Source organism: Kitasatospora sp. NPDC088742 (assembly GCF_055584905.1).
The window spans coordinates 105,669-128,333 of record NZ_JBVJLD010000009.1; the positions used below are offsets into that span (position 1 = coordinate 105,669).

The 22,665-nt window shown below is 73.6% G+C and carries 20 protein-coding genes; 11 read left to right on the forward strand and 9 right to left on the reverse strand.

Annotation, left to right across the window (positions count from 1 at the left end; translation table 11 throughout):
* The first annotated feature begins 86 nt into the window (after positions 1-86).
* Both ACZ6ZR_RS10665 and ACZ6ZR_RS10670 read left to right on the forward strand, forming a co-directional pair.
* Positions 87-1,532: a carboxyl transferase domain-containing protein gene (locus tag ACZ6ZR_RS10665; RefSeq protein ID WP_465641471.1), complete on the forward strand. Its 1,446-nt coding sequence runs from the start codon at positions 87-89 to the stop codon at positions 1,530-1,532.
* A gap of 152 nt (positions 1,533-1,684) precedes the next feature.
* Positions 1,685-2,635 (forward strand): YhjD/YihY/BrkB family envelope integrity protein, encoded by a 951-nt coding sequence (locus ACZ6ZR_RS10670; RefSeq protein WP_465641473.1) that lies wholly within the window; start codon positions 1,685-1,687, stop codon positions 2,633-2,635.
* 12 nt (positions 2,636-2,647) lie between these two features.
* Here ACZ6ZR_RS10670 and ACZ6ZR_RS10675 read toward each other — a convergent pair whose 3' ends face one another.
* Complete coding sequence (locus tag ACZ6ZR_RS10675) at positions 2,648-4,498, reverse strand: D-alanyl-D-alanine carboxypeptidase (RefSeq protein WP_465641475.1); 1,851 nt, start codon at positions 4,496-4,498, stop codon at positions 2,648-2,650.
* A gap of 276 nt (positions 4,499-4,774) precedes the next feature.
* Between ACZ6ZR_RS10675 and ACZ6ZR_RS10680 the strand changes: the two genes are divergently transcribed.
* The 3 genes from ACZ6ZR_RS10680 (at position 4,775) to ACZ6ZR_RS10690 (ending at position 7,019) form a co-directional block, all read left to right on the forward strand.
* Positions 4,775-5,515, forward strand: a complete 741-nt coding sequence (locus ACZ6ZR_RS10680) for a GOLPH3/VPS74 family protein (RefSeq protein WP_465641476.1) — start codon at positions 4,775-4,777, stop codon at positions 5,513-5,515.
* A gap of 437 nt (positions 5,516-5,952) precedes the next feature.
* Entirely contained in the window at positions 5,953-6,810 is an 858-nt protein-coding gene (locus ACZ6ZR_RS10685; protein ID WP_465641478.1) for a helix-turn-helix domain-containing protein, read from the forward strand.
* Positions 6,807-7,019 carry a DUF397 domain-containing protein gene (locus ACZ6ZR_RS10690; RefSeq protein WP_465641480.1) on the forward strand — a complete coding sequence of 71 codons (213 nt, stop codon included), beginning with the start codon at positions 6,807-6,809 and terminating at the stop codon, positions 7,017-7,019. Before ACZ6ZR_RS10685 ends, ACZ6ZR_RS10690 begins: the two co-directional genes overlap by 4 nt.
* 39 nt (positions 7,020-7,058) lie before the next feature.
* Here ACZ6ZR_RS10690 and ACZ6ZR_RS10695 read toward each other — a convergent pair whose 3' ends face one another.
* Positions 7,059-8,150: an ADP-ribosylglycohydrolase family protein gene (locus tag ACZ6ZR_RS10695; protein ID WP_465641481.1), complete on the reverse strand. Its 1,092-nt coding sequence runs from the start codon at positions 8,148-8,150 to the stop codon at positions 7,059-7,061.
* A gap of 127 nt (positions 8,151-8,277) precedes the next feature.
* Between ACZ6ZR_RS10695 and ACZ6ZR_RS10700 the strand changes: the two genes are divergently transcribed.
* A complete protein-coding gene (locus ACZ6ZR_RS10700; protein WP_465641483.1) occupies positions 8,278-8,496 on the forward strand; it encodes a hypothetical protein in 219 nt (72 codons plus the stop codon).
* Between the two features lie 134 nt (positions 8,497-8,630).
* Here the strand turns inward: ACZ6ZR_RS10700 and ACZ6ZR_RS10705 are convergent, their stop codons facing one another.
* Positions 8,631-11,210: a bifunctional FO biosynthesis protein CofGH gene (locus tag ACZ6ZR_RS10705; protein WP_465641484.1), complete on the reverse strand. Its 2,580-nt coding sequence runs from the start codon at positions 11,208-11,210 to the stop codon at positions 8,631-8,633.
* A gap of 195 nt (positions 11,211-11,405) precedes the next feature.
* Between ACZ6ZR_RS10705 and ACZ6ZR_RS10710 the strand changes: the two genes are divergently transcribed.
* Genes ACZ6ZR_RS10710 through ACZ6ZR_RS10720 form a run of 3 tightly spaced genes read left to right on the forward strand, consistent with a single transcriptional unit; the run spans position 11,406 to position 14,439 of the window.
* Positions 11,406-12,593, forward strand: coding sequence for a LolA family protein (locus tag ACZ6ZR_RS10710; RefSeq protein WP_465641485.1), 1,188 nt, complete (start codon positions 11,406-11,408; stop codon positions 12,591-12,593).
* Positions 12,594-12,602: 9 nt separating this feature from the next.
* A complete protein-coding gene (locus ACZ6ZR_RS10715; RefSeq protein ID WP_465641584.1) occupies positions 12,603-13,586 on the forward strand; it encodes an ABC transporter ATP-binding protein in 984 nt (327 codons plus the stop codon).
* On the forward strand, positions 13,573-14,439 hold the full coding sequence (locus ACZ6ZR_RS10720; protein WP_465641487.1) for an ABC transporter permease: 867 nt from the start codon (positions 13,573-13,575) through the stop codon (positions 14,437-14,439). Before ACZ6ZR_RS10715 ends, ACZ6ZR_RS10720 begins: the two co-directional genes overlap by 14 nt.
* Here the strand turns inward: ACZ6ZR_RS10720 and ACZ6ZR_RS10725 are convergent.
* From ACZ6ZR_RS10725 to ACZ6ZR_RS10735, 3 genes are all read right to left on the reverse strand, one after another.
* Positions 14,395-14,814, reverse strand: coding sequence for a hypothetical protein (locus ACZ6ZR_RS10725; protein ID WP_465641488.1), 420 nt, complete (start codon positions 14,812-14,814; stop codon positions 14,395-14,397). The genes ACZ6ZR_RS10720 and ACZ6ZR_RS10725 overlap by 45 nt on opposite strands.
* Positions 14,815-14,954: 140 nt before the next feature.
* Complete coding sequence (rarD, locus tag ACZ6ZR_RS10730) at positions 14,955-15,923, reverse strand: EamA family transporter RarD (RefSeq protein ID WP_465641490.1); 969 nt, start codon at positions 15,921-15,923, stop codon at positions 14,955-14,957.
* Between the two features lie 117 nt (positions 15,924-16,040).
* On the reverse strand, positions 16,041-16,892 hold the full coding sequence (locus ACZ6ZR_RS10735; RefSeq protein WP_465641586.1) for an SDR family oxidoreductase: 852 nt from the start codon (positions 16,890-16,892) through the stop codon (positions 16,041-16,043).
* A gap of 95 nt (positions 16,893-16,987) precedes the next feature.
* Between ACZ6ZR_RS10735 and ACZ6ZR_RS10740 the strand changes: the two genes are divergently transcribed.
* Positions 16,988-17,368, forward strand: coding sequence for a winged helix-turn-helix transcriptional regulator (locus ACZ6ZR_RS10740; RefSeq protein ID WP_465641492.1), 381 nt, complete (start codon positions 16,988-16,990; stop codon positions 17,366-17,368).
* A gap of 22 nt (positions 17,369-17,390) precedes the next feature.
* On the opposite strand, the gene ACZ6ZR_RS10745 is transcribed toward ACZ6ZR_RS10740, so the two are convergent.
* From ACZ6ZR_RS10745 to ACZ6ZR_RS10755, 3 genes are all read right to left on the reverse strand, one after another.
* The gene (locus tag ACZ6ZR_RS10745; protein ID WP_465641494.1) at positions 17,391-18,422 is read right to left on the reverse strand and encodes a 2-oxoacid:ferredoxin oxidoreductase subunit beta; all 1,032 of its coding nucleotides are present in this window, start codon (positions 18,420-18,422) and stop codon (positions 17,391-17,393) included.
* Complete coding sequence (locus tag ACZ6ZR_RS10750; RefSeq protein ID WP_465641496.1) at positions 18,422-20,368, reverse strand: 2-oxoacid:acceptor oxidoreductase subunit alpha; 1,947 nt, start codon at positions 20,366-20,368, stop codon at positions 18,422-18,424. The genes ACZ6ZR_RS10745 and ACZ6ZR_RS10750 overlap by 1 nt, the downstream gene beginning before the upstream one ends.
* A 399-nt stretch (positions 20,369-20,767) precedes the next feature.
* A complete protein-coding gene (locus ACZ6ZR_RS10755) occupies positions 20,768-21,427 on the reverse strand; it encodes a response regulator (protein WP_465641588.1) in 660 nt (219 codons plus the stop codon).
* 200 nt (positions 21,428-21,627) lie between these two features.
* Between ACZ6ZR_RS10755 and ACZ6ZR_RS10760 the strand changes: the two genes are divergently transcribed.
* Positions 21,628-22,665 (forward strand): FtsX-like permease family protein (locus tag ACZ6ZR_RS10760; RefSeq protein ID WP_465641498.1); only part of this gene is annotated, 1,038 nt, incomplete at its 3' end.

The window sequence follows — 22,665 nt, forward strand, 5'->3', positions numbered from 1 at the left end:
CACCGTACGTGATCACCGCCACAGGATGCCGCCGCCCCCGCCGGGAATGGTGGCGTAGGGGGCAGCGGTGGACCGGGAGGAAGAGTGTGACGGCGGAGCGGATGATCGGGCTGCTGGCGGATGCCGGGAGCTTCGAGTGCTGGGACGAGCCCGTGCGGCTGCCGGAGGGGGATCCCGGGTACCGGGCGGCGCTGCTGACGGCCCGGGAGCGGACCGGGCTGGACGAGGCCGTGACGACCGGCCGGGCCCTGCTGGCGGGGCGCCGGGTGGCGCTGGTGGTGTCGGATTTCGGCTTCCTGGGCGGCTCGATCGGGGTGGCCACCGCCGAACGGATCACCCGGGCGGTGGAGCGGGCCACGGCGGAGCGGCTGCCGCTGCTGGCGCTGCCGGTCTCCGGCGGCACCCGGATGCAGGAGGGGACCGCCGCGTTCCTCTGCATGGTGCGGATCACCGCCGCCGTGCAGGCCCACCGGGCCGCCGGGCTGCCCTACCTGACGTACCTGCGCAATCCCACCATGGGCGGGGTGTTCGCCTCCTGGGGCACCCTGGGCCACCTGGTGCTGGCCGAGCCGGAGGCCCGGCTGGGCTTCCTCGGGCCCCGGGTGTACCAGGAGCTGCGCGGGGTGGAGCTCCCGGGGCAGGTGCAGCGCGCCGAGACCCTGGTGGCGCGCGGCCTGATCGACGTGGTGGTCCCGCCGGAACGGCTGGCGCGGACGGTGGCCCGGGCCCTCGCGGTGCTCGCCGATCCGCCCGGCCCCGCCGGGCTGCCCGGCCTGGAGCGGCCGGAGGAGGCGGTGGACGCCTGGGAGGCCGTGCTCCGCAGCCGGGCCCCGGACCGCCCGGGCACCGAGGCCGTGCTCGCGGCCGCCGACCTCGGCCTGCTGGAGCTGGCCGCGCCGGACTCCGCGCTGGTCCGGGCGCTGGCCCGGTTCGGCGGGCAGCCGGCCGTGGTGGTGGGGCAACGGGCTGGCGCCGAGCGGCCGTTCACCGCCGCCGACCTGCGCAGCGTGCGCCGGACGGCCCGGCTCGCCGAACAGCTCGGGCTGCCGCTGGTGACGATGGTGGACACCTCGGGGGCCGAACTCTCGGTCCAGGCCGAACTGGACGGCCTGGCCCTGGAGATCGCCCGGACCCTGGAGACCCTGGTGGCGCTGCGCACCCCGGTGCTGGCGGTGCTGCTCGGCCAGGGCGCCGGCGGCGGGGCGCTGGCCCTGCTGCCGGCCGACACCGTGCTGGCGGCGGCCAACGGCTGGCTGGCCCCGCTGCCGCCGGAGGGCGCCTCGGCGATCGTGCACCGGGACGGCGCGCACGCGCCGGAGCTGGCCCGCGCCCAGGGCATCGGGGCGGCCGACCTGGTCGCGGCGGGCCTGGTGGACCGCATCCTCCCGGAGCACGGCGCCGACACCCCCGGCTTCGCCGACCGGGTCGCCCACGCCCTCGGCACGGAGCTCGCCGAACTGACGGCCCGTCCGGACGCCGAACGGCTGGCGGCCCGCGCCGCCCGGCACCGGCGCCTCGGCGGCACCGGCTGACCCCACCGGGCCCGACCGGCCCGCCCCGGGCGCCCGGCCCGCCCCGGGCACGCCACCCACGGATGACGGCACGTCAGGCCCCGGGTGCGGCACGGGCGATCACGGGTGAGGATGGCCGGTGGGGGACGGCCGAGCCAGTGTGGGAGGTACGGGTGACCGGTTCGCCGCCCACCATGGGCCAGGGGCCCTCCCCCGACCCCGAGGGGCCCTCCCCGCGGCAGCCGGGCCGGACGGCCCGTCTCCGGGCCCGTCTGACGGCCCTGACGGCCACCGCCAAGGGCGTGCCGGACCGGGTGCCGATGGTCGGGCGGGCGGTCGGCCAGCTGATCCGGGTCAACCTGCTGGACAACGCCACCCGGCTGGCCGCCCAAGCCTTCCTCAGTGCCCTGCCCGCGCTCTTCGTGGTGGCGGTCTTCGCCCCCGCCTCGGTCCGCGACAGCGTGGTCGGCTCGCTCAGGGACCAGCTGGGCATCCAGGGCGAGGCCCAGCAGCAGGTGCGGCAGCTGCTGTCGGCCGGCAGCGACGACGTGACGCAGAGCTTCGGGGTGATCGGCGCGCTGGTCACCCTGCTCTCGGCCACCGCGCTGAGCCGGGCCATGCAGCGGGTCTGCGAACGCTGCTGGGAGCTGCCCAAGTCGGGGGTTCGGCTGGCCGCCTGGCGCTGGCTGGCCTGGCTGGTGGTCTGGCTGGCCTTCCTGGTCTTCCAGTCGCCGGTCCGCAAGGGCTTCGGGGTGGGGGCCTGGCTGGGGCTGCCGCTCTACCTGGTGCTGGCCACCGCGCTCTGGTGGTGGACCCAGCACCTGCTGCTGGGCAACCGGGTGCGCTGGTACCCGTTGCTGCCCGGGGCGCTGCTCTGCGGGGTGGCCGTCCTCGGTCTGGGCCTGACCGCCCAGGTGTACCTGCCCCGGGCCGTCTCGCAGAGCGTGGACCGGTTCGGCCCGTACGGCGTGGTCTTCACCTCGCTGAGCTGGCTGATCGTGCTGTTCACCGCCGTCACCCTGGCCATCTCGCTCGGCCGGGTGGTCGCCGAGGAGCCGGTGGCGGCGCGCCTGCTCGGAACACCGGACGAGCCCGGCCGCTGGGGCGGCCGGGCTCGTCGGTGAACGGACGGTCCGTCAGAGCAGCCGCAGCAGCCGCGACATGATGGACGGCGGGGCCAGGTCCGACTGGAGCGTGACGGGTACCTCGACCCGGTCCTCGCCCTCGCCGGCCGCGATGGTGCCGACCTGGGTGCCGGCCTTGGCGGTGTGGCCGAGGCCCTCGGTCTTCATGGTCAGCTCGGCCTTCACACCCGACCAGCCGGCCACCGTCAGGTCCTTGGCCACGACCACCGGAACGGTGCCGCCGAGGCCGTCGTCCACCTTGCCGACCACCTCGCCCTGCTTGGCCAGGGTCTGTCCGGTGAGGCCGTTCTGCGCGGTGGTGATGATCTTCTGACTGGCCGTCTGGGCGGCCTTCAGCAGGTTGTCGGTGGCGGTCGCGGGCTGGCCCAGGGTGACGCCGAGGATCAGCCGCTTGGTGCCGCCGATCTCCTTGGTGGCGGCCCACATCAGGCAGGAGCCGGCCGGGGTGCTGGAGCCGGTCTTGACGCCGATCACACCGTTGCGGGCGGAGAGCAGCCCGTTGGTGTTGTAGATCCGCTGGTTGTTGAAGGTCATGTCCGGGGTGGCGACCACCTGGCGGAACACGTCGTCGTCCATCACCTCGCGGGCCAGCTTGAGCTGGTCCTTCGCGGTGCTCTTGGTGTTGTTGTCGTAGCCGGCCGGGTCGGCGTAGGTGGTGTTGGTCATGCCGAGCGCCTTGGCCTCGGCGTTCATCTTCTCCACGAACGCGGCCTCGGAGCCGGAGTCCCAGCGGGCCAGCAGGCGGGCCACGTTGTTGGCCGAGGGCAGCATCAGGAGCTCGAGCGCCTCGTACTCGGTCAGCTTCTGACCCTCGGTCAGCTGGGCGCGGGACTCGTCGGTGTTGGCGGACTCGGCCGCGGCCTGCTTGTCCACCGTGATGACCGGGCCCGGCTCGCCCTTCTTCAACGGGTGGGCCTTGAGGATCAGGTGGGCGTTCATCACCTTGGTGACGCTGGCGATCGGCGCCGGGGTCTCCGGGCCGGAGCTGCCCAGGGTTCCGACCCCGACCACCTCGGCGGCGGCCTGGCCCTTGGCCGGCCACGGCACCGTCAGCTGGTCACCGGAGAAGGTGTACGAACCCGCCAGCGAGAGCTTGGTCTTCGGGTCCGGCAGCGGGCGCAGCAGCTGGGCCACCACCACGGCGCCGATCACCACGGCCAGGAAGACCGTCCAGATGGTGATCCGCTTGACCGCCCTTCGGAACGGGGAGACCGGACGGGCGGAGAGGGCGGCCAGCACCTCCATCGCCTCGGAGGTGGTCTCCGGCATCGGCGCGGGCTCCGGCTCGACGACCGGAGGAGCGCTCGGCTCGGGGACGGTCCAGGCCTGGACCGGCGGCTTGGCCGGGGCGGGCTTCTCGAACTTCTCGGCCCGCACGGGCGGCACGACGGGCGCCTCGGGCTCCGCGACGGGCGCGGCGGGCTCGACGGACGCGGCGGGTTCCGGCACGTCAGCGGCCTCGGGCGTCTCCGCCTCGGCCTCCGTCTCCGCCTCCGTCACCTCTGCCGTCGCCTCTTCCGCAGGCTCCTCCGGCTCCGCCGCGGCGGCGGGCTCGGGCTCCTCCGCCACGACCTCGGCGACGGCCTCCGGCTCCTCCGCCGCAGCGGTCTCCTCGGCAGGCTCGGCGGGCTCGGCAGGCTCCGCGGGCTCTGCGGGCTCGGCGGACTCGTCCGGCACCCGGAGGTGCGTGGTCGCGTTGTCCACCGGCAGTCTCAGCATGGTGGTCCGGCTGTCCACATCCCGGACCCTCAGCTGAACGGTGGAGCCGTTCGGCGCCGCGTCCGCCGCCGCCTCCTCCACCGTTTCCCCGTCGCGCCTCACCTTGTCGGGGGACTCGCCCACGTAACCCATCCTCCTCGTCCGCCGGACCGGCCGGAGCAGATTTCCGCCCGCCGGTTAGCTCTCCAGTCTCCGCTACCGGGACCGTAACGACCGTCACACCCCGCCCGACCGGCCGTTATTCGCTCGGGCCGGCCCGTCGGGGGGCTTTCCCAGCCTCAGACGCGGGGCCCGGTGGGCCCGGTTCCCGCCCCCACCGCCAGGTCACAATTCGGAGGCGTACTCGACAAGCCGCTGTGAGAGGCGTCACTCTTCATTCATCCACGCGGGGAGGCTTGGATGGGCAAGAGCCGTCGAACTATTCCCGAGGAACTCCTGTTGCTCGCCCTGGACCCGACCACGGGCACCACGGCGCAGCCGCAGACCCTCGACCTCGGACTCGCCGGGGCACAGCTCGTCGAGCTGTCCTTGGCCGGAAGGATCGTCCCTGACGGGGACCGGATTGCCGTGGTGATGGCACGGCCGACCGGTGATCCGACCTTGGACCACGCACTGGAACTGCTGCGCCGTCGTGGCAGTCCGGTGCGGGCAGCACACTGGATCGGCGGGCCCCGGCTGGGGCTCCGGCAGACCTACCTGGCGCACCTGGAGCGGTGCGGCATGGTGACCGCCGTGCCGGGCCAGGTGTGCGGCGTGCTGCCGACGACGCGGTACCAGGCGTCGGACGACTGCACCAACGCCGCCATCAAGCAGCGGCTGGACACCGCGATCCGGACCGGGGTCCCACCGGACCCCAGGACGGCCGCGCTGGCCGCGCTGGCACACGCCGTCGGCCTGGGAAAGCACCTCTACCCGGGCAACGAGGGCAGGTCGTCGCGGTCCCGGCTGCGCGACCTGATCCGGTACGACCCGCTGGGCGGCATGGTCGCCCACGCGGTGATGGACGTTCAGAACGGCCTGCCCGGGCAGGCCCGGGGTGCGGCACCGTCGCGCCCCGCGGTCACCGGACACCCCGTTCCGGCCCGCCCGACCTCGGGCGGCACCGGCCGGGGCCTGGCGGGCCGGGCGGTGGCGCGCTGATCGCAGCGCGCGGCCGGCCGGGTGCGGCGCACCTCGCACGAGCTCTCGGGGCGGGGGGGGGGGGGCGGCCGGCGGGGGGGGGGGGGGGGCGGCGGGGGGGGGGGGGGCGCCGGGGCGGGCGCCCCGCCCCCCCCCCCCCCCCCCCCCCGCGCCGCGGGGGCGGCGCCCCCCCCCCCCCCCCCCCCCCCCCCCCCCCCGCCCCGTTGGCGTCTCCGGGCCCGATTTCCCACTACCGTAACGCGGGCGCCCGGCGCAAGGGCCGTGATCCCGTTTGAGTGTTTTTACGATGATCTGTACTTGTGGACAGAGGTCATTCCCCCACGCCAGGGCGGGCCGAGATGACATGCTGCTCCACGTCAGGGGGGTTGGTACCAATTTCCACACTCTTCCGAGGTGCGCCACATCCAGGCGCACCAGAGGTACGGCCGGAGGTCGACGTGTCCGCCAACATCAATCCGACGGTCCGGCGCCGCCGACTGGGCGCCGAACTGCGGCGCCTGCGCGAGCTGAAGGGCATGACGGCCGAGGAGGTGGCCGGCCGCCTGATGGTCTCCCAGTCGAAGATCAGCCGGCTGGAGAACGGCCGCCGGTCGATCAGCCAGCGCGACGTCCGGGACCTCTGCGACGTCTACGAGGTCAACGACGAGCGGATCCGGGCGGGTCTGATGGAGATGGCCAGGGAGTCGCGCCAGCGCGGTTGGTGGCACGAGTTCGGGGACATCCCGTACTCGGTCTACATCGGCCTCGAGGCCGAGGCGAGTTCCATCCGCGCCTACGAATCCTCCTTCGTGCCTGGGCTGTTGCAGACCCGGGAGTACGCCGCGGCCGTCGTCGAGGGCACCCAGCCCGACACCGACGCCGGGGCCGTGCAGCGCAGGGTCGAGGTGCGGATGAAGCGGCAGAGCCGGATAAACGGTGAGAACCCGCTGGGCAGCCTCTGGGTCGTGGTGGACGAGGCGGTGCTGGCCCGCGAGGTCGGCAGCCCGATGGTGATGGCCGATCAGCTGCACCAGCTGATCGAACTGAGCGAGCGCCCGAACATCAACCTTCAGGTGATCCCGTTCCGCCACGGCGCCCATCCCGGCATGACCGGGACATTCTCCCTGATGGAGTTCCCGGAGTCGGCGGATTCGACGGTCGTCTACTTCGAAGGAGTGACGGCCGACCTCTACCTGGAGAAGGACGCCGACGTCCGCCGCTATACCAATCTGTACGACCACCTGCGGGCCGCAGCGCTCAGCGTGGCGGAGAGCCGCACACTGATCAGATCCTATGCAGAGGGGTTCAAGAGATGAGCACCACGTCCACGCAAGGCAGTCTCACCTGGCGCAAGAGCACCCACAGCGGTGGCAACGGGGCCTGCGTCGAGATCGCCGTGCCGAACGGCTCCACCATCGCCGTCCGTGACTCCAAGGACCCCGAGGGCCCGCAGCTGCACTTCTCGAACGCGGCCTGGGCGGCCTTCGCCACCGCCACCGCGGACGGCGTCTTCGGCCGGATCTGAGGCCCCCCCAGCAGCACCCCTGGCGGACGCGGTGCCCGGTCAGACCGGGTACCGCTCCGTCCAGGCCCGGCCGCGCAGTTCGCCGCCGTGCAGCAGCTCCAGCACGAAGTCGTCGGCCAGCTCGAGCAGCGTCCCCCGGCCCTCCACCTCGGCCACCAGCTCCGGCGGCAGCGCCGTCTCCCCGTGCACCACGCCCAGCAGGCTGCCGCAGAGCGCCCCGGTCGAGTCGCTGTCCCCCGAGTGGTTGACCGCGAGCAGCAGGCCGGACTTCACGTCGTGCGCCACCAGGGCGCAGTACACCCCGATCGCCAACGCCTCCTCGGCGGCCCAGCCCTCCCCCAGCTGCTCCACCCGCTCCGCCCCCGGCTCCCCGGCCCGGACGGCGTCCAGGGCCCGGCGCAGCGCGGCCGTCGTCTCCTCGTGCCCCGGGTGGTCGGAGAGCGTGGCCAGCGCCTGGTGCACCCCCTCCTCCAGCGTCCCGCCCCGGGCGGCCGCGTGCACGATCACCGCGAAGGCGCCCGCCGACAGGTAGGCCGCCGGGTGACCGTGCGTCAACACCGAGCACTCCACCGCCAGCTGGAACACCAAGGTCGGGTCCCAGGCCGTCAGCAGCCCGAACGGCGCCGACCGGACCACCGCCCCGCTCCCCCGGGCGTCGGGGTTGCGCGGCTCGCCCGGGCTGCCCGGCACGGCGGCCTCCGGGCCCGAGAGCGCGGACAGCGCGGCCGGCTCCGGCGAACGCTGCGCGTACAGCCACTCCTGGCGCCCCAGCCAGCCGAGGTCCGCCCTGCGCTCGTCCGGGCCCCAGTCGTGCTGGGTCGCGGCCCAGCGCAGGTAGGCCCGGTGCACGTCGGTCGGCGGGTGCCAACTGCCGCCGTCCCGCTGGGCGTGCGCCCGGATCAGGCCGTCCACCGTGAACAGGGTCAGCTGGGTGTCGTCGGTGACGGTGCCCGGGCGGCCGTACGCGGCCACGTAACCCGTCACCCCGTCAGCTCCGTGGGCGGCCCGGATCTTCTCCAGCGAATCGCCCTCGATCCCCGACCCCAGCGCGTCTCCGATCGCGCCGCCGAGCAGACAGCCGCGCACCCGGCTGCGGAAGTCCTGCTGCTGGGCACGGGACCACAAGGCCATCACGGGTACGGCACCTCTTCTCGACACGCCGCGCACCGCCCCCCGGAGCGCGCCCTCGCACTGTATTCGAATACCTCACCACGAGGCGCCACGGTCCGGAACACCAGCTCGTCAACAAGCGGACTACTTGGCCGGCAACGACTACCGCGCCGCCGCCAACGCCGCCATCCTGTCGCGGCTCCCCGCGCCCTACCAGGCCGTCCACAAGCCCCTGCTGGACGCCCCCCGAGTACCTGAACTCCGGCTACGACGAGGTCACCGCCACGTACAGCCCTTCGACCGCTCCCTCAAGAACGGCCTCGGCATCGACACCCGCGAGCTCCAGCACAGGCTCCTGGTGGGCTGAGCGCTTCGGTAGGGCAGCGACCCAGGGGCGCGACGAGCTGCGCGAATCGGAAGGCGGCTCAGCTGCAACTGACCCACCATCAGCCAGTTGCACGTGCTGCCTTTCCAACCCGCGCAGTTCCTCGCGCCCCCGGTTTAGCCAATCACCGGGAGCAGCGCCGGGAGGTGCCCGTCCGAGGCCAGCGCCGCGGCGCGGCGTTCGGCCGGGACCTCGCCGTACGTGGTGGTGCGCTGGCGGTGCGGCCGCCCCGCTGCCTCGGCGACCGCCTCCAGCTGCCGGACCGACATGTAACTCCCGTACGAGGACCCGGCCATCCGGGAGATGGTCTCCTCCATCAGCGTGCCGCCCAGGTCGTTGGCCCCCGAGCGCAGCATCTCCGCCGCCCCCTCCGCCCCGAGCTTGACCCAGCTGGTCTGCACGTTGCGGATGTGCGGGTGCAGGAGCAGCCGCGCCATCGCCATCACCGCCCGGTTGTCCCGCGCGGTCGGCCCGGGCCGGGCGATGCCCGCCAGGTACACCGGGGCGTTGGTGTGGACGAACGGCAGGGTGACGAACTCCGTGAAGCCGCCCGTCCGTTGCTGGATCTCGGCGAGCAGCCGCAGGTGGGCCAGCCAGTGCGTGGGGTTGTCCACGTGGCCGTACATCATCGTGGAGGAGGAGGGGAGCCCCACCTCGTGCGCGGTGCTGACCACGTCGACCCAGGTCGCGGCGGGCAGCTTCCCCTTCGTCAGGACCCACCGCACCTCGTCGTCGAGGATCTCCGCCGCCGTCCCCGGGATGGAGTCGAGCCCGGCCTCCTTGGCGGCCGTCAGCCACTCCCGGATCGAGAGCCCCGTCCTGGTCGCGCCGTTGACCACCTCCATCGGGGAGAAGGCGTGCACGTGGATGCCGGGCACCCGGGCCTTCACGGCCCGCGCGATGTCGAAGTAGGCGGTGCCGGGCAGGTCCGGGTGAATGCCGCCCTGCATGCAGACCTCCGTCGCGCCCACCGCCCAGGCCTGCTCGGCCCGGTCGGCGACCTGCTCCAGGGACAGCGTGTAGGCGTCGGCGTCGGTGCGCCGCTGGGCGAAGGCGCAGAACCGGCAGCCGGTGTAGCAGACGTTGGTGAAGTTGATGTTCCGGGTGACGCAGTACGTGACCACGTCGCCCACCGAGTCCCGCCGGACCGCGTCGGCGATCGAGCAGAGCGCGTCCAGGGCCGCCCCGTCCGCCTGGAAGAGCGCCAGCGCCTGGGCGTCCGTCAGCTTCTCCGGGTCGTCGGCGGCCTGCGCCAGCGCCGCCCGGACGTCCCCCGGGAGCCGCTCGGGAGCGGCCAACCCTGCTGCCTGCTCGCGCAGTTCGGCCCAGTCGCCGTAGACCTCCTCGAAGTCCCCGCGCCGGTCCCCGGTCCGCCCGGCCTCGTCGATCTCCCGGTGCAGCTCGGTGCGGCCGCGCGCGGTGAGCGGCTCGTCCGGCTCCTGCCAGGGCAGGCCCACCGGCAGCGCGTCCTCGCGGGCCAGGCCGGTCTCCGGGTCGGCCAGCGCCCGCACGTGCGGCAGGACGCGCGGGTCGATCCACGGCTCGCCGCGCAGCAGGTACTCCGGATACACCGTCAGCCGCTCGCGCAGCGCGAAGCCCTCCGCGCCGGTCCGGGCGGCCAGCTCCTCGATGTGCGGCCAGGGGCGCTCGGGGTTGACGTGATCGGGCGTCAGGGGCGAGACGCCGCCCCAGTCGTCGATGCCCGCGCCGATGATCAGCGGGTACTCATCGTCGACCAGGTTCGGCGGCGCCTGGATCCGGGCGCCGGGGCCGAGCACCAGCCGGGCCACCGCGATGCAGGCGGCCAGCTCCTCCAGCTCCGCGTCGGGCATGGCCCGCATCGCGGTGTCGGGCTTGGCCCGGAAGTTCTGCACGATGACTTCCTGGAGGCCCTGGTAGCGCCGGGCGGTGCGGCGGATCGCGAACAGCGCGTCGGCCCGCTCCTCGTACGTCTCGCCGATGCCGATCAGCACGCCGGTGGTGAACGGCACCGCGCTGCGGCCGGCGTCCTCCAACACCCGCAGCCGGACGGCCGGTTCCTTGTCCGGCGAGCCGTGGTGCGGGCCGCCGGGCTCGGACCAGAGCCGGGTGGCGGTGGTCTCCAGCATCATGCCCATGGACGGGGCGACGGGCTTGAGCCGCTGGAAGTCGGTCCAGGACAGCACCCCGGGGTTGAGGTGCGGCAGCAGGCCGGTCTCCTCCAGCACCCGGATCGCCATCGCCCGCACGTAGGCCAGGGTGTCGTCGTAGCCGTGCGCGTCCAGCCACTCGCGGGCCTCGGGCCAGCGGTCCTCGGGGCGGTCCCCGAGGGTGAAGAGCGCCTCCTTGCAGCCGAGCGCGGCGCCCTGACGGGCGATCTCCAGCACCTCGTCGGGCGAGAGGTAGAGGCCGTGGCCCTCCTTGCGGAGCTTGCCGGGCACGGTGACGAAGGTGCAGTAGTGGCAGCGGTCCCGGCAGAGCCGGGTGAGCGGGATGAAGACCTTCTTCGAGTAGGTGATCACCCCGGGCCGGCCGGCCGCCAGCAGCCCCTGGTCGCGGACCCGGGCGGCGCTGCCGCACAGGTCGCGCAGGTCCTCGCCGCGGGCTTGGAGCAGCACGGCCGCCTCGGTGACGTCCAGCGCCACCCCGTCCCGTGCCCGGCGCAGTGCGCGGCGCATCGAGCTGCTGGTGGGGCGGTGGTCGGTAGCGTCGTCCATGGGGCGACGATACCCAGAGCCGGACGCGGTGTTCGTCCCTTCGGCGGCAGCCGACCCTGAGACGTGCTCAGGGTCACGTGCACCCCTGGGCGTAGAAGGATCCGGCCCCGTGGAGCGATGCCGTTCCGGGGCCTCGTGGGTTCCAATGGAGGGGTAGCACGGTAGTTCTGACGCCTGACGAGGGGTAGGAAGTCAATGGAACGGACCACGCGACGCAAGGCCGCCCGGGTGCTGGTGCCCGCCGGTGTGGTGGCGCTGACCGCCGCCGGGATCGGCCTGGTGCCCGCGATGGCCGGGGAGTCCGGGCCCAAGCTGCCCGAGCTCACGGCGGAGCAGGTGGTCGCCAAGGCACTGGGCTCCGACGCCCGGGCGCTCTCCGGCACCTTCAAGCTCAAGGCCGACCTCGGCCTGCCGACCCAGCTGCTGGGCGGGTCGCTGCCCGGCGGCGGCGCCCCCGGCGGCCAGGGCGGGAGGGAGGGCTCGGAGGCCGCGCCCGAGGCGAAGCTGCTCCAACTGCTGGGCGGCGAGCACACCCTGCGGATCGCGGTGGACGGCCCGGACCGCCAGCGGCTCGGCCTGATCGGCGGCCTGTCCGGCTACGAGCTGGTGCACAACGGCTCCGAGCTCTGGGCCTGGGACAGCAGGAGCAACGAGGCGGTGCACCTGACGGGCGCTCAGGCCGCCGAGCAGGCCCGCCCCGAGCTGCCGCTGCCGGTGCCGCTGCCGGTGACCCCGCAGGAGGCCGCGAAGAAGTTCCTGGAGCTGAGCGCGGACACCACCCAGGTCACCGTGGAGGGCACCACCACCGTGGCCGGGCAGTCCGCCTACGAGCTGCGGGTGAAGCCGAAGCAGAGCGGCTCGACCATCTCCGAGGTGCGGATCGCCGTCGCGGCCGAGAACGGCGTGCCGCTCGCGGTGCAGGTCCGCTCCGGTTCGACCAAGGTGCTGGACGCCCGCTTCAGCGAGGTCTCCTTCGCCACCCCGTCGGCCGACGCCTTCGCCTTCACCGCCCCCAAGGGCGCCAAGGTGACGGAGCGTAAGGCGGACGAGGGCGTGGGCCACGAGAAGTGGCTGGACAACGCCCCCGACGCCCCCGACGCGAAGGCGATCGAGAAGGCCGGGCAGGACGCGGGCTTCAAGGTGACCGGCGAGGGCTGGACCACCGTGCTCAGCGCCAAGCTCCCGGCCGGGGCCACCGGCGACAAGGGCGGTGACAAGGCCGGCGGCGAGGCGGGCGGGCTCGCCAAGATGCTCGGCAAGCAGGTCGGCGGCGGCAGCCTGATCTCCACCAAGGTGGTGAACGTGCTGATCACCGACGACGGCCGGGTGTTCGCCGGCGCCGTCACCCCGCAGGTGCTGCAGAGCGCGGCCGGGGTCAAGTAGGTGACCGACCTGGTGGAGCGGCCGGACGGCCGGACGGCTTCGAGCCGTCCGGCCGCTCCGGCCGAGGTGATCCGCACCCGGGGGCTGACCAAGCGCTTCCCGGGCGGCCAACTGGCCGTCGACGGGCTGGACCTGACGGTCCCCCGGGGCAGCGTCTTCGGCTTCCTGGGGCCGAACGGCTCCGGCAAGACCACCACCATCCGGATGCTGATGGGCCTGATCGCCCCCAGCTCCGGCGAGGCCGTGGTGCTCGGCGAGCCGATGCCGCGCGGCGTGGCCACCGTGCTCCCCCGGGTCGGCGCCCTGATCGAGGGCCCGGCCCTGTACGGCTTCCTGACGGGCCGTGACAACCTGGCCCGCTTCGACGCGGCCGACCCGACCACCGACCCGCGCACCCGCACCCGCCGGGTCGCCGAGGCGCTGGACCGGGTCGGCCTGACGGCCGCCGCCGGGAAGAAGGCCCGGGCGTACTCGCTGGGCATGAAGCAGCGCCTGGGCCTGGCCTCGGCCCTGCTGCGCCCGCGCGACCTGCTGGTGCTGGACGAGCCGACCAACGGCCTGGACCCGCAGGGCATGCGGGAGATCCGCGCCCTGGTAAGGGAGTTGGCGGCCGAGGGCTCCACCGTCTTCCTCTCCTCGCACCTGCTGGACGAGATCGAGCAGGTCTGCACCCACGCCGCCGTGATGTCCAAGGGGCAGCTGCTGGTGCAGGGCACGGTGGCCGAGCTGGCCGCCCGGGCGCACGGCCGCCTGGTGGTCCGCACCCCGGACGTGCGGCAGGCCGTCGAGGTGCTGACCGAGCATCGGCTCACCGACGTCCAGGCCGGCGAGGGCCGGCTCACCGCCGCCGCCCCGGCCGAGGAGGGGCTGCCCGGCCTCTGCGGGGCGCTGGTCGCGGCGGGGGTGCGGGTGCAGGGCTTCGGGGTGGAGCGCGGCACGCTGGAGGACGCCTTCGTGGCGCTGACCGGAGAGGGTTTCGATGTCGCGGGCTGAGCTGCTTCCCGACGCGCCGTCACGGGTGGCGGCGGTGTTCTCGCCCTCGCTGCTGCGCAGCGAGCTGGCGCTGACCTTCCGGCGGGCCCGGACGGTCACCCTGCTGGCCATCCTGGCCGCCCTGCCGGTGCTGATCGGCGTGGTGATCAAGTGGCAGACCGACGACGGGCACGGCGGCGGCGGCCCGGCCTTCATCGCCCAGGTGACCCAGAACGGCATGTTCCTGGTCTTCACCTCACTGGCCGTCACCCTGCCGGTCTTCCTGCCGATGACGGTGGGCGTGGTGGCGGGCGACGCGATCGCGGGCGAGGCGGCCTCCGGCACCCTGCGCTACCTGCTGGTCGCCCCGGCCGGGCGGACCAGGCTGCTGGTGGCCAAGTTCCTGGCCGGGATGGCGTTCTGCCTGGGCGCGACCCTGACGGTGGCGGCCTCCGCGCTGGCCACCGGCGCGGCACTGTTCCCGCTGGGCGACGTCACGCTGCTCTCCGGGGACACCGTGGGCCCGGGCGAGGCGCTGCTCCGGGCGGTGCTGGTGGCCCTGGTGGTGGCGGCCTCGCTGGCCGGGCTGGTGGCGGTCGGCCTGTTCGTCTCCACCCTGACGGGCAGTGGGATCGCCGCGATGGCGACCACCGTGGTCCTGGTGATCACGGTGCAGATCCTGGACGCCTTCCCGCAGCTGCACGTGATCCAGCCGTACCTGCTGTCGCACCACTGGCTGAGCTTCGGGGACCTGCTGCGCCAGCCGATGTACTGGGACGAGGTGCTGGACAACCTCGGGCTCCAGGCGCTCTACGTGGCGGTCTTCGGCTCAGCGGCCTGGGCCCGCTTCACGGCCCGCGACGTCACTTCGTGAGCTGGCCGCCGCGCAGGCCAGCACCGGCAGCTGCGCGGGCGAGACCAGGAACAGCGGGGACCAGCCGTGGCAGACCAGCCGGACCCCGGCGGTCAGCCCGTGCAGCCGGGCCCGGTGCGAGCCCTTGAGCTCCACCCGGTCGAGCCGGCTGGGCGCCTGGAGGGTGACCGGCGGGCGGCCGGGGCGCTGCCAGCGGATGGTCACCGGGCCGCCGGGGCGGTCGGCGCTCAGCAGCAGTTCGCCGGTCTCGGCGGCGTCCATCTCGCGGCGCACGGCGGGCACCCGCAGGGCGCCGCCGGAGGCCAGCACGGCGGCCCCGTCGGCCGCCGCCGACCGGCGGAAATGCCGGGCCAGCGGTGCCTTGAGCTGGATCATCGCGACTCCTCCCGTGGCCGGCATGGGGGTGCCTTCCGGCAGCCAACGGCTGCGGGCACCCCGGACGTTAGCAGGGTTGCGGGTGGCTTGAGGAGATCTCGAAACGAGTTGTTCACCGGGCGGACGGAGCTGACGGAGCGTCAGTCGGCGCACCGGTCGACCAGGTCCCGCTCCGGCTCGCGGTCGGCGGCGGGAGGCGGCGCCGGGAGCTCGTCACGGCCCTGCCGCAGCCGCCGCAGCGCGTCGAAGGTGAGCAGCGCGAGCGCGGCCCAGACCAGGGCGAAGCCGGCCCAGCGGGCGGGCGGCATCTGCTCGTGGAAGACCGTGACGCCGAGCAGGAACTGCAGCACCGGCGCCAGGTACTGGAGCAGCCCGAGGGTGGACAGCGGCACCCGGACGGCGGCCGCGCCGAAGCAGAGCAGCGGCACGGCGGTGATCAGGCCGCTGAGCACCAGCAGGGCGGAGTGGCCCCAGCCTCCGGTGGCGAAGGTGCCCCGGCCGGTGACGCCGAGCCAGACCAGCAGGCCGACCGCGAACGGGAACATGGCCGCGGTCTCCAGCGCCAGGCTCTCGATGCCGCCGAGCCCGATCTTCTTCTTCAACAGGCCGTAGGTGCCGAAGGAGAAGGCCAGCACCAGGGCGATCCAGGGCAGCCGCCCGTACCCGACGGTGAGCACCGCGACCGCCAGCACGCCGATGCCGACCGCCGCCCACTGGGCCCGGCGGAGGCGTTCGCCCAGCAGCAGGACGCCGAAGGCGATGGTCACCAGGGGGTTGATGAAGTAGCCGAGGCTGGTCTCCACCACGTGGCCGGAGTTCACTCCCCAGATGTAGACGCCCCAGTTGACCGAGACCACCAGGGCGGCCAGCGCGGAGAGCGCCAGCCGGCGGGGCTCGGCCAGCAGCGGGCGGATCCACGCCCACTTGCGCATGACCGCCAGCAGCAGGGCGACGGCCACCAGGGACCAGGTCATCCGGTTGGCCAGGATGTCGACCGCGCCGCTCGGCTCCAGCAGCGGCCAGTAGAGCGGGAAGAGCCCCCAGATCCCGTACGCCGCGAACCCGTACCCGAGCCCGGCACGGCTGCCGGTCTGCTGCTGTTGTGCCATCTACCGGCCTGCCCTCCACGCGCGCTGCTCTCCGGACGAAGGTAGCGGGCGGGAGGGCAGGGTGTCATCCCCTAATTCGGGTTTTGCCCATGACACGGGCCATCAGGAGACGGACCGTCAGAGCGCGGCGGCCACCGTCTCGGCCAGCGGGGTGGTGGGGCGGCCGATCAGCTTCGACAGCACGCCCCGGTCGCGGGCCAGCTCGCCCCGGGCGATGGCGGCGTCCACGTCCACCAGGATCCCGGCGAAGCCCTCGGGCAGGCCGGCGCCGACCAGGATCTCGTGGTGCTTCTCGGCCGGGACGTCCGCGTAGGAGACCGGCTTGCCGGTGTGCGCGGCCAGCACGGCGGCGTACTCGGAGAAGCTCCAGGCCACGTCCCCGCTGAGCTCGTAGACCGCGTTCTCGTGGCCCTCGCCGGTGAGCACCGCAACGGCCGCGTCCGCGTAGTCCTGGCGGGAGGCGGTGGCGATCCGGGCGTCGCCGTTGCTGCCGACCACCGCGCCGTGCTCGACGGCGACGGCCGCGTTGGCGGTGTAGTTCTCGGTGTACCAGCCGTTGCGCAGCAGCGTGAAGGTCAGGCCCGAGGCGCGGATCGCGGCCTCGGTCACCTGGTGCTCCTCGGCCAGCCGGAAAGTGGCCTCCTCCCCGCCGAGGACCGAGGTGTAGGCGAGCAGCGCCACCCCGGCGGCTGCGGCGGCCTCGACCACGGCGGTGTGCTGCGGCACCCGGGAGCCGACCTCGCTGCCGGAGATCAGCAGCACCCGGTCACCGGCGCCGAAGGCGGTGGCCAGCGTCTCCGGACGGTCGTAGTCGACCACCCGGACGCTCACGCCCTGGGCCGCCCAGTCGGCGGCCTTCTCGGCGGAGCGGACGGCGACGGCCAGCTCGGTCGCGGGCACCTTGGCGAGCAGGCCCTCCACCACGAGGCGGCCGAGCTGTCCGGTGGCTCCGGTGACGACGATCATCAGGTACTCCCTGGTCGGTGGGGTCTTGCGCTTTCGGTACTCACCGTATGTACTGGACTTACCAATCGGAAGTACGCACTTTGAAGTAGGGTACTGACATGAAGGTAAGTGTCGACGCACTGATCCACGCCCCGGACGTCAACGACCGGATGTGCCCCTCGCGCGGCGTGCTGGAGCACGTCACCAGCCGCTGGGGCGTCCTGGTGCTGATCGCGCTGGCCGAGCGCGAGTACCGGTTCAGCGAGCTGCGCCGCCGGGTGGCCGGGGTCAGCGAGAAGATGCTCGCCCAGACCCTGCAGACCCTGGAGCGGGACGGCTTCGTGGAGCGCGAGGCGCACCCGGTCATCCCGCCCCGGGTGGACTACCGGCTGACCCCGCTCGGCCACGAGGCCGCCGAGATGGTCGGCGGCCTCGCGCACTGGGTCGAGCGGCAGACGCCCGGGGTGCTGGCGAACCGTCAGGCGTACGACACGCGCTGACGGCCGCTCCGGGCCCCGGCGGTCAGACCACCGTCCAGGTGTCGTTCCCGGTGAGCAGCGCGCTCAGGTCGCCCCGGCCGCGCTGCTCCACCGCGCGCTCCAGCTGACCGCCCATCAACTCGTCGTAGACCGGCCGCTCGACGCTGCGCAGCACCCCGATCGGGGTGTGGTGCAGGGTGTCGGCGTCCGCGATCCGGGAGAGCGCGAAGGCGTGCGCCGGGTTGGCGTGGTGGGCGTCGTGCACCAGCACCTCGGCCCGGTTGGCCTCGGTCACCTCGTCCACGTACAGCTCCCCGCCGGGGCCGCGGAAGACGCCCCGGCCGGCGAAGGTGACCGGCTGCCCGTGCTCCAGCCGGATCAGCGCCTCGTCCCGGGTGCCCGGGTCCTTGAGCACCTCGAAGGCGTTGTCGTTGAAGATGTTGCAGTTCTGGTAGATCTCCACCAGCGCGGTGCCCTGGTGCTCGGCGGCCGCCCGGAGCACCGAGGTGAGGTGCTGGCGGTCGGAGTCGATGGTCCGGGCGACGAAGGTGGCCTCGGCGCCGATGGCCAGCGAGAGCGGGTTGAACGGGTGGTCCAGCGAACCCATCGGGGTGGACTTGGTGATCTTCCCGACCTCGCTGGTGGGCGAGTACTGGCCCTTGGTCAGACCGTAGATCCGGTTGTTGAAGAGCAGGATCTTCAGGTTGACGTTGCGCCGCAGCGCGTGGATCAGGTGGTTGCCGCCGATCGACAGCGCGTCGCCGTCACCCGTCACCACCCAGACGCTCAGGTCCTGCCGGGAGGCGGCCAGGCCGGTGGCGATCGCCGGGGCGCGGCCGTGGATCGAGTGCATCCCGTAGGTGTTCATGTAGTACGGGAAGCGCGAGGAGCAGCCGATGCCGGAGACGAAGACGGTGTTCTCCCGGCGGATGCCGAGCTCCGGCATGAAGGCCTGCACGGCGGCCAGGATGGCGTAGTCCCCGCAGCCGGGGCACCAGCGCACCTCCTGGTCGGTCTTGAACTCCTTGGCGCTCTGCAGGGCCTCGGCCTTGGGCACCAGTCGAAGGCTCTCCATCACTTCTCCTCCAGGGTGCCGATGGCGGCGGTCAGCACGTCGGCCAACTGGGCCGCCTTGAACGGGAGTCCGCGCACCTGGTTGTAGGACTGGGCGTCCACCAGGTACTTGGCGCGCAGCAGCAGGGCGAGCTGGCCGAGGTTCATCTCCGGCACGATCACCCGGTCGTAGGCCTTGAGGATCGCGCCGAGGTTGGCCGGGAAGGGGTTGAGGTGGCGCAGGTGCGTCTGGGCCACCTGGCCGCCGTCGGCCCGCACCCGGCGGACTGCCGCGGTGATCGGCCCGTAGGTCGAGCCCCAGCCGAGCACCAGCACCCGCGCCTCGCCCGACGGATCGTCAACCACCAGGTCCGGCACGGTGATTCCGTCGATCTTCGCCTGCCGGGTGCGGACCATGAAGTCGTGGTTGGCCGGGTCGTAGGAGATGTTCCCGGTGCCGTCCTGCTTCTCGATGCCGCCGATCCGGTGCTCCAGCCCCGCCGTGCCGGGCACCGCCCAGGGGCGGGCCAGCGTCTGCGGGTCGCGCTGGTAGGGCCAGAAGGCACCGTCCTCGCGGTTCGGGCCGGTGGCGAAGTCCGGTGCGATCTCCGGGAGTTCGTCCACCTCCGGGATCCGCCAGGGCTCCGACCCGTTGGCCAGGTAGCCGTCGCTCAGCAGGAACACCGGCGTCCGGTAGGTGACCGCGATCCGGGCCGCCTCCAGCGCCGCGTCGAAGCAGTCCGCCGGCGTGGCCGGGGCCACGATCGGCACCGGCGCCTCGCCGTTGCGGCCGAACATCGCCTGCAGCAGGTCGGCCTGCTCGGTCTTGGTCGGCAGCCCGGTGGACGGCCCGCCGCGCTGGATGTCCACCACCAGCAAGGGGAGTTCGAGCGAGACCGCCAGCCCGATGGTCTCCGACTTCAGCGCCACCCCGGGCCCCGAGGTGGTGGTGACGCCCAGCGCCCCACCGAAGGCCGCGCCCAGCGCCGCGCCGATCCCGGCGATCTCGTCCTCCGCCTGGAAGGTCCGCACGCCGAAGTTCTTGTGCCGGGACAGCTCGTGCAGGATGTCCGAGGCCGGGGTGATCGGGTACGAGCCCAGGAACAGCGGCAGGCCCGAGCGCTCCCCCGCCGCGATCAGCCCGTAGGAGAGCGCGAGGTTCCCGGAGATGTTCCGGTAGGTCCCCTCCGGCAGCCTGGCCGGGGAGACCTCGTACGAGACCGCGAAGTCCTCGGTGGTCTCGCCGAAGTTCCAACCCGCCCGGAAGGCAAGGATGTTGGCCTCGGCGATCTCCGGCTTCTTGGCGAACTTCTGCCGCAGGAAGCGCTCCGTGCCGTGGGTCGGCCGGTGGTACATCCAGGACAGCAGCCCGAGCGCGAACATGTTCTTCGCCCGCTCGGCGTCCTTCCGGGCCAGCCCGGAGTCCTTCAACGCCTCCAGGGTCAGCGTGGTGAGCGGCACCTTGTGCAGGTGGTACGCCTCCAGCGAGCCGTCGGTCAGCGGGTCGGCGGCGTAGCCGACCTTGGCCAGGGCGCGCTTGGTGAACTCGTCGGTGTTGGCGATGATCTCGGCGCCGCGCGGCAGGTCCGCCAGGTTGGCCTTGAGGGCGGCGGGGTTCATCGCCACCAGCACGTTGGGCGCGTCGCCCGGGGTCAGGATGTCGTGGTCGGCGAAGTGCAGTTGGAAGGACGAGACACCCGGCAGGGTGCCGGCGGGGGCCCGGATCTCGGCCGGGAAGTTCGGCAGTGTCGAGAGGTCGTTGCCGAACGAGGCCGTCTCCGAGGTGAAGCGGTCTCCGGTGAGCTGCATACCGTCGCCCGAGTCACCCGCGAAGCGGATGATCACTCGGTCCAAGCGCCGGATCGGCTTCGCCGGGCGCTGCCGGGCACCCGGGGGCGAGGCCGGGCCCGACCGGCCTTCGTCGTCCGAGCCGTCCACTGCCTCTGCCTGATCGACCTGACTGGTCACTGCCGCGGACCTCCTCGTGGGCGCCAGCCGCGGGCGTGAGCCGTGTGCCCCGTCCGCCTGGTGCACCGTTCCGCATCCTAGGCGGCCGAACCTCCCCCGGACCGGAACTCGGCCCAACCGGCGAGCTCCCGCTCGGGAGAACGTCTACCCGCACACGATCGATACCCACTCGATCATCGCTGGACCCAGGCGATCACGACCCGACGGGCGGTCGCCCCCGGGCCGCCCGGAGGGCGGTCAGGGGCGCGAGGAACTGCGCGAATCGGAAGAAGAAGACCCGGGTGCCGGGTACGGAGAACCACCTGCAAGTGAGCCCCGTACCCGGCACCCGGGTCGGTCCCTCCCGAAGCGCGCAGTTCCCCGCGCCCCCGGTGTGACCACCTGCCGGGCGCCCCGGCATCACGACCGCAGGTACGTCAGGACGGCCAGCACCCGCCGGTGGTCCTCGGAGCTCTGGCCGAGGCCCAGCTTGAGGAAGATGTTGCTGACGTGCTTCTCCACCGCGCCGTCCGAGACCACCAGCTGCCGGGCCACCGCCGCGTTGGTCCGCCCCTCCGCCATCAGGCCGAGCACCTCCCGCTCGCGCGGCGTCAGCCCCGCCAGCACGTCACTCTTGCGGCTGCGCATCAGCAGCTGCTGCACCACCTCCGGGTCCAGCGCGGTGCCGCCGCCGGCCACCCGGACGACCGCGTCCACGAACTCCCGGACCTCCGCCACCCGGTCCTTCAGCAGGTAGCCGACCCCCCGGGTGGAGCCCGCGAGCAGCTCCCCCGCGTACTTCTCCTCGACGTACTGGGAGAGCACCAGCACCCCCAGCTCCGGGTACAGCCCGCGCAGCGCGACACAGGCCCGGACGCCCTCGTCGGTGTGCGTCGGCGGCATCCGCACGTCGGCCACCACCACGTCCGGCAGGGCATCCGCCGCCGCCAGCTGCTGGACGGTGCGCAGCAGCGCCTCGCCGTCGCCGACCCCGGCGACCACCTCCAGGCCCCGGTCGGTGAGCAGCCTGGTCAGGCCCTCGCGGAGCAGTACGGAGTCCTCGGCGATGACGACGCGCAGCATGACGGCCCTTCGGACGACGGCGACCGGATTCGGACACCAGTCTCTCCCATCCCTGATGCCCGGTCAGACCAGAGGTGGAGCCACCGACGGGAACCGGCATACCGGGGGATGACCCGGGATCGTGCCTCGTGCTGTCTTCCGCCCGCGGGACCGCTCCTAGCGTGGAGGCACGACCATCGGAGAGGGGGCGGGCCACCGTGGCTTCGCTGATGCGGTACACCGTGCAGGAGTTCCTGGGACAGGCCCGCCAACTGGTGCTGACCGGCGTGGCGGTGGCGGTCGGGGTGGCCTTCCTGGTGCTGTCGGTGGGGGCCGCCGGCGCGCTGGTGGACTCCTTCGGGCAGACCGCCGCCGCCGAGGTCGGCCCCGGCGCGGTACAGGTCACGGCGGGCCCGTCCGGGGCCGGCCTGCCGGCCGACGCGGTCCGCCGGGCCGGGCAGGTGCCGGGGGTGGCCTCGGTGGCCGAGCGGCTGACCGGCCCCGGCACCCTGCTCACCGTCTCCGGCCGCCCGCTGGACGAGGCGGCCGTGATCACCTCGGTGGCCGCCGATCCGGCGCTGCGCTGGCAGCGGCTGGCCGAGGGCGCCTGGCCGGCCCGGGACGGCGAACTGCTGCTGGACGAGGGCACCGCCGAGCGCCTCGGGGTCACCCCCGGCGGCCAGGTCGGCCTGCTGCGGGCCGACGGCTCCACCGGGCGGGCCACCCTCACCGGGCTGCTGGACACCGGCGGTTCGCCCACCCTCTCCGGCCGCCCGGCGCTCGGCCTGCCGCACGACGCGGCGGCCGGCTGGGCTTCCCGCCTGACGGCCGGTCAGCTCGACCTCGCGCTCACCCCGGGCACCGACCCGGCCGCCGCTGCCGCGGCGGTCGGGCGGGCGCTCGGCGACGGCGCGGTGGCCCGGACCCACGCCGGCTCGGTGCAGGAGGCGCAGAGCGAGGGCAAGGCGATCCGGTCGGTGGTGCTGGCCGCCGCGCTCTCCTTCGTGCTGATCGCCCTGGCGGTGGCCCGGATGGTGGTCACCAACACCTTCGCGGTCGTGCTGGCCCAGCGCGCCCGGCAGTTGGCCCTGCTGCGCTGCGTGGGCGCCTCGCAGCGGCAGGTGCGGCGGATGATCCTGCTCCAGGGGCTGCTGCTGGGCGTGCTGGCCTCGGCGGCCGGCCTGGCCGCCGGGCTGCTGGCCTGCCTGCTCGGCACCGGGGCGCTCGCCCTGGTGGACCTCGGGCCGGTCTCGGTC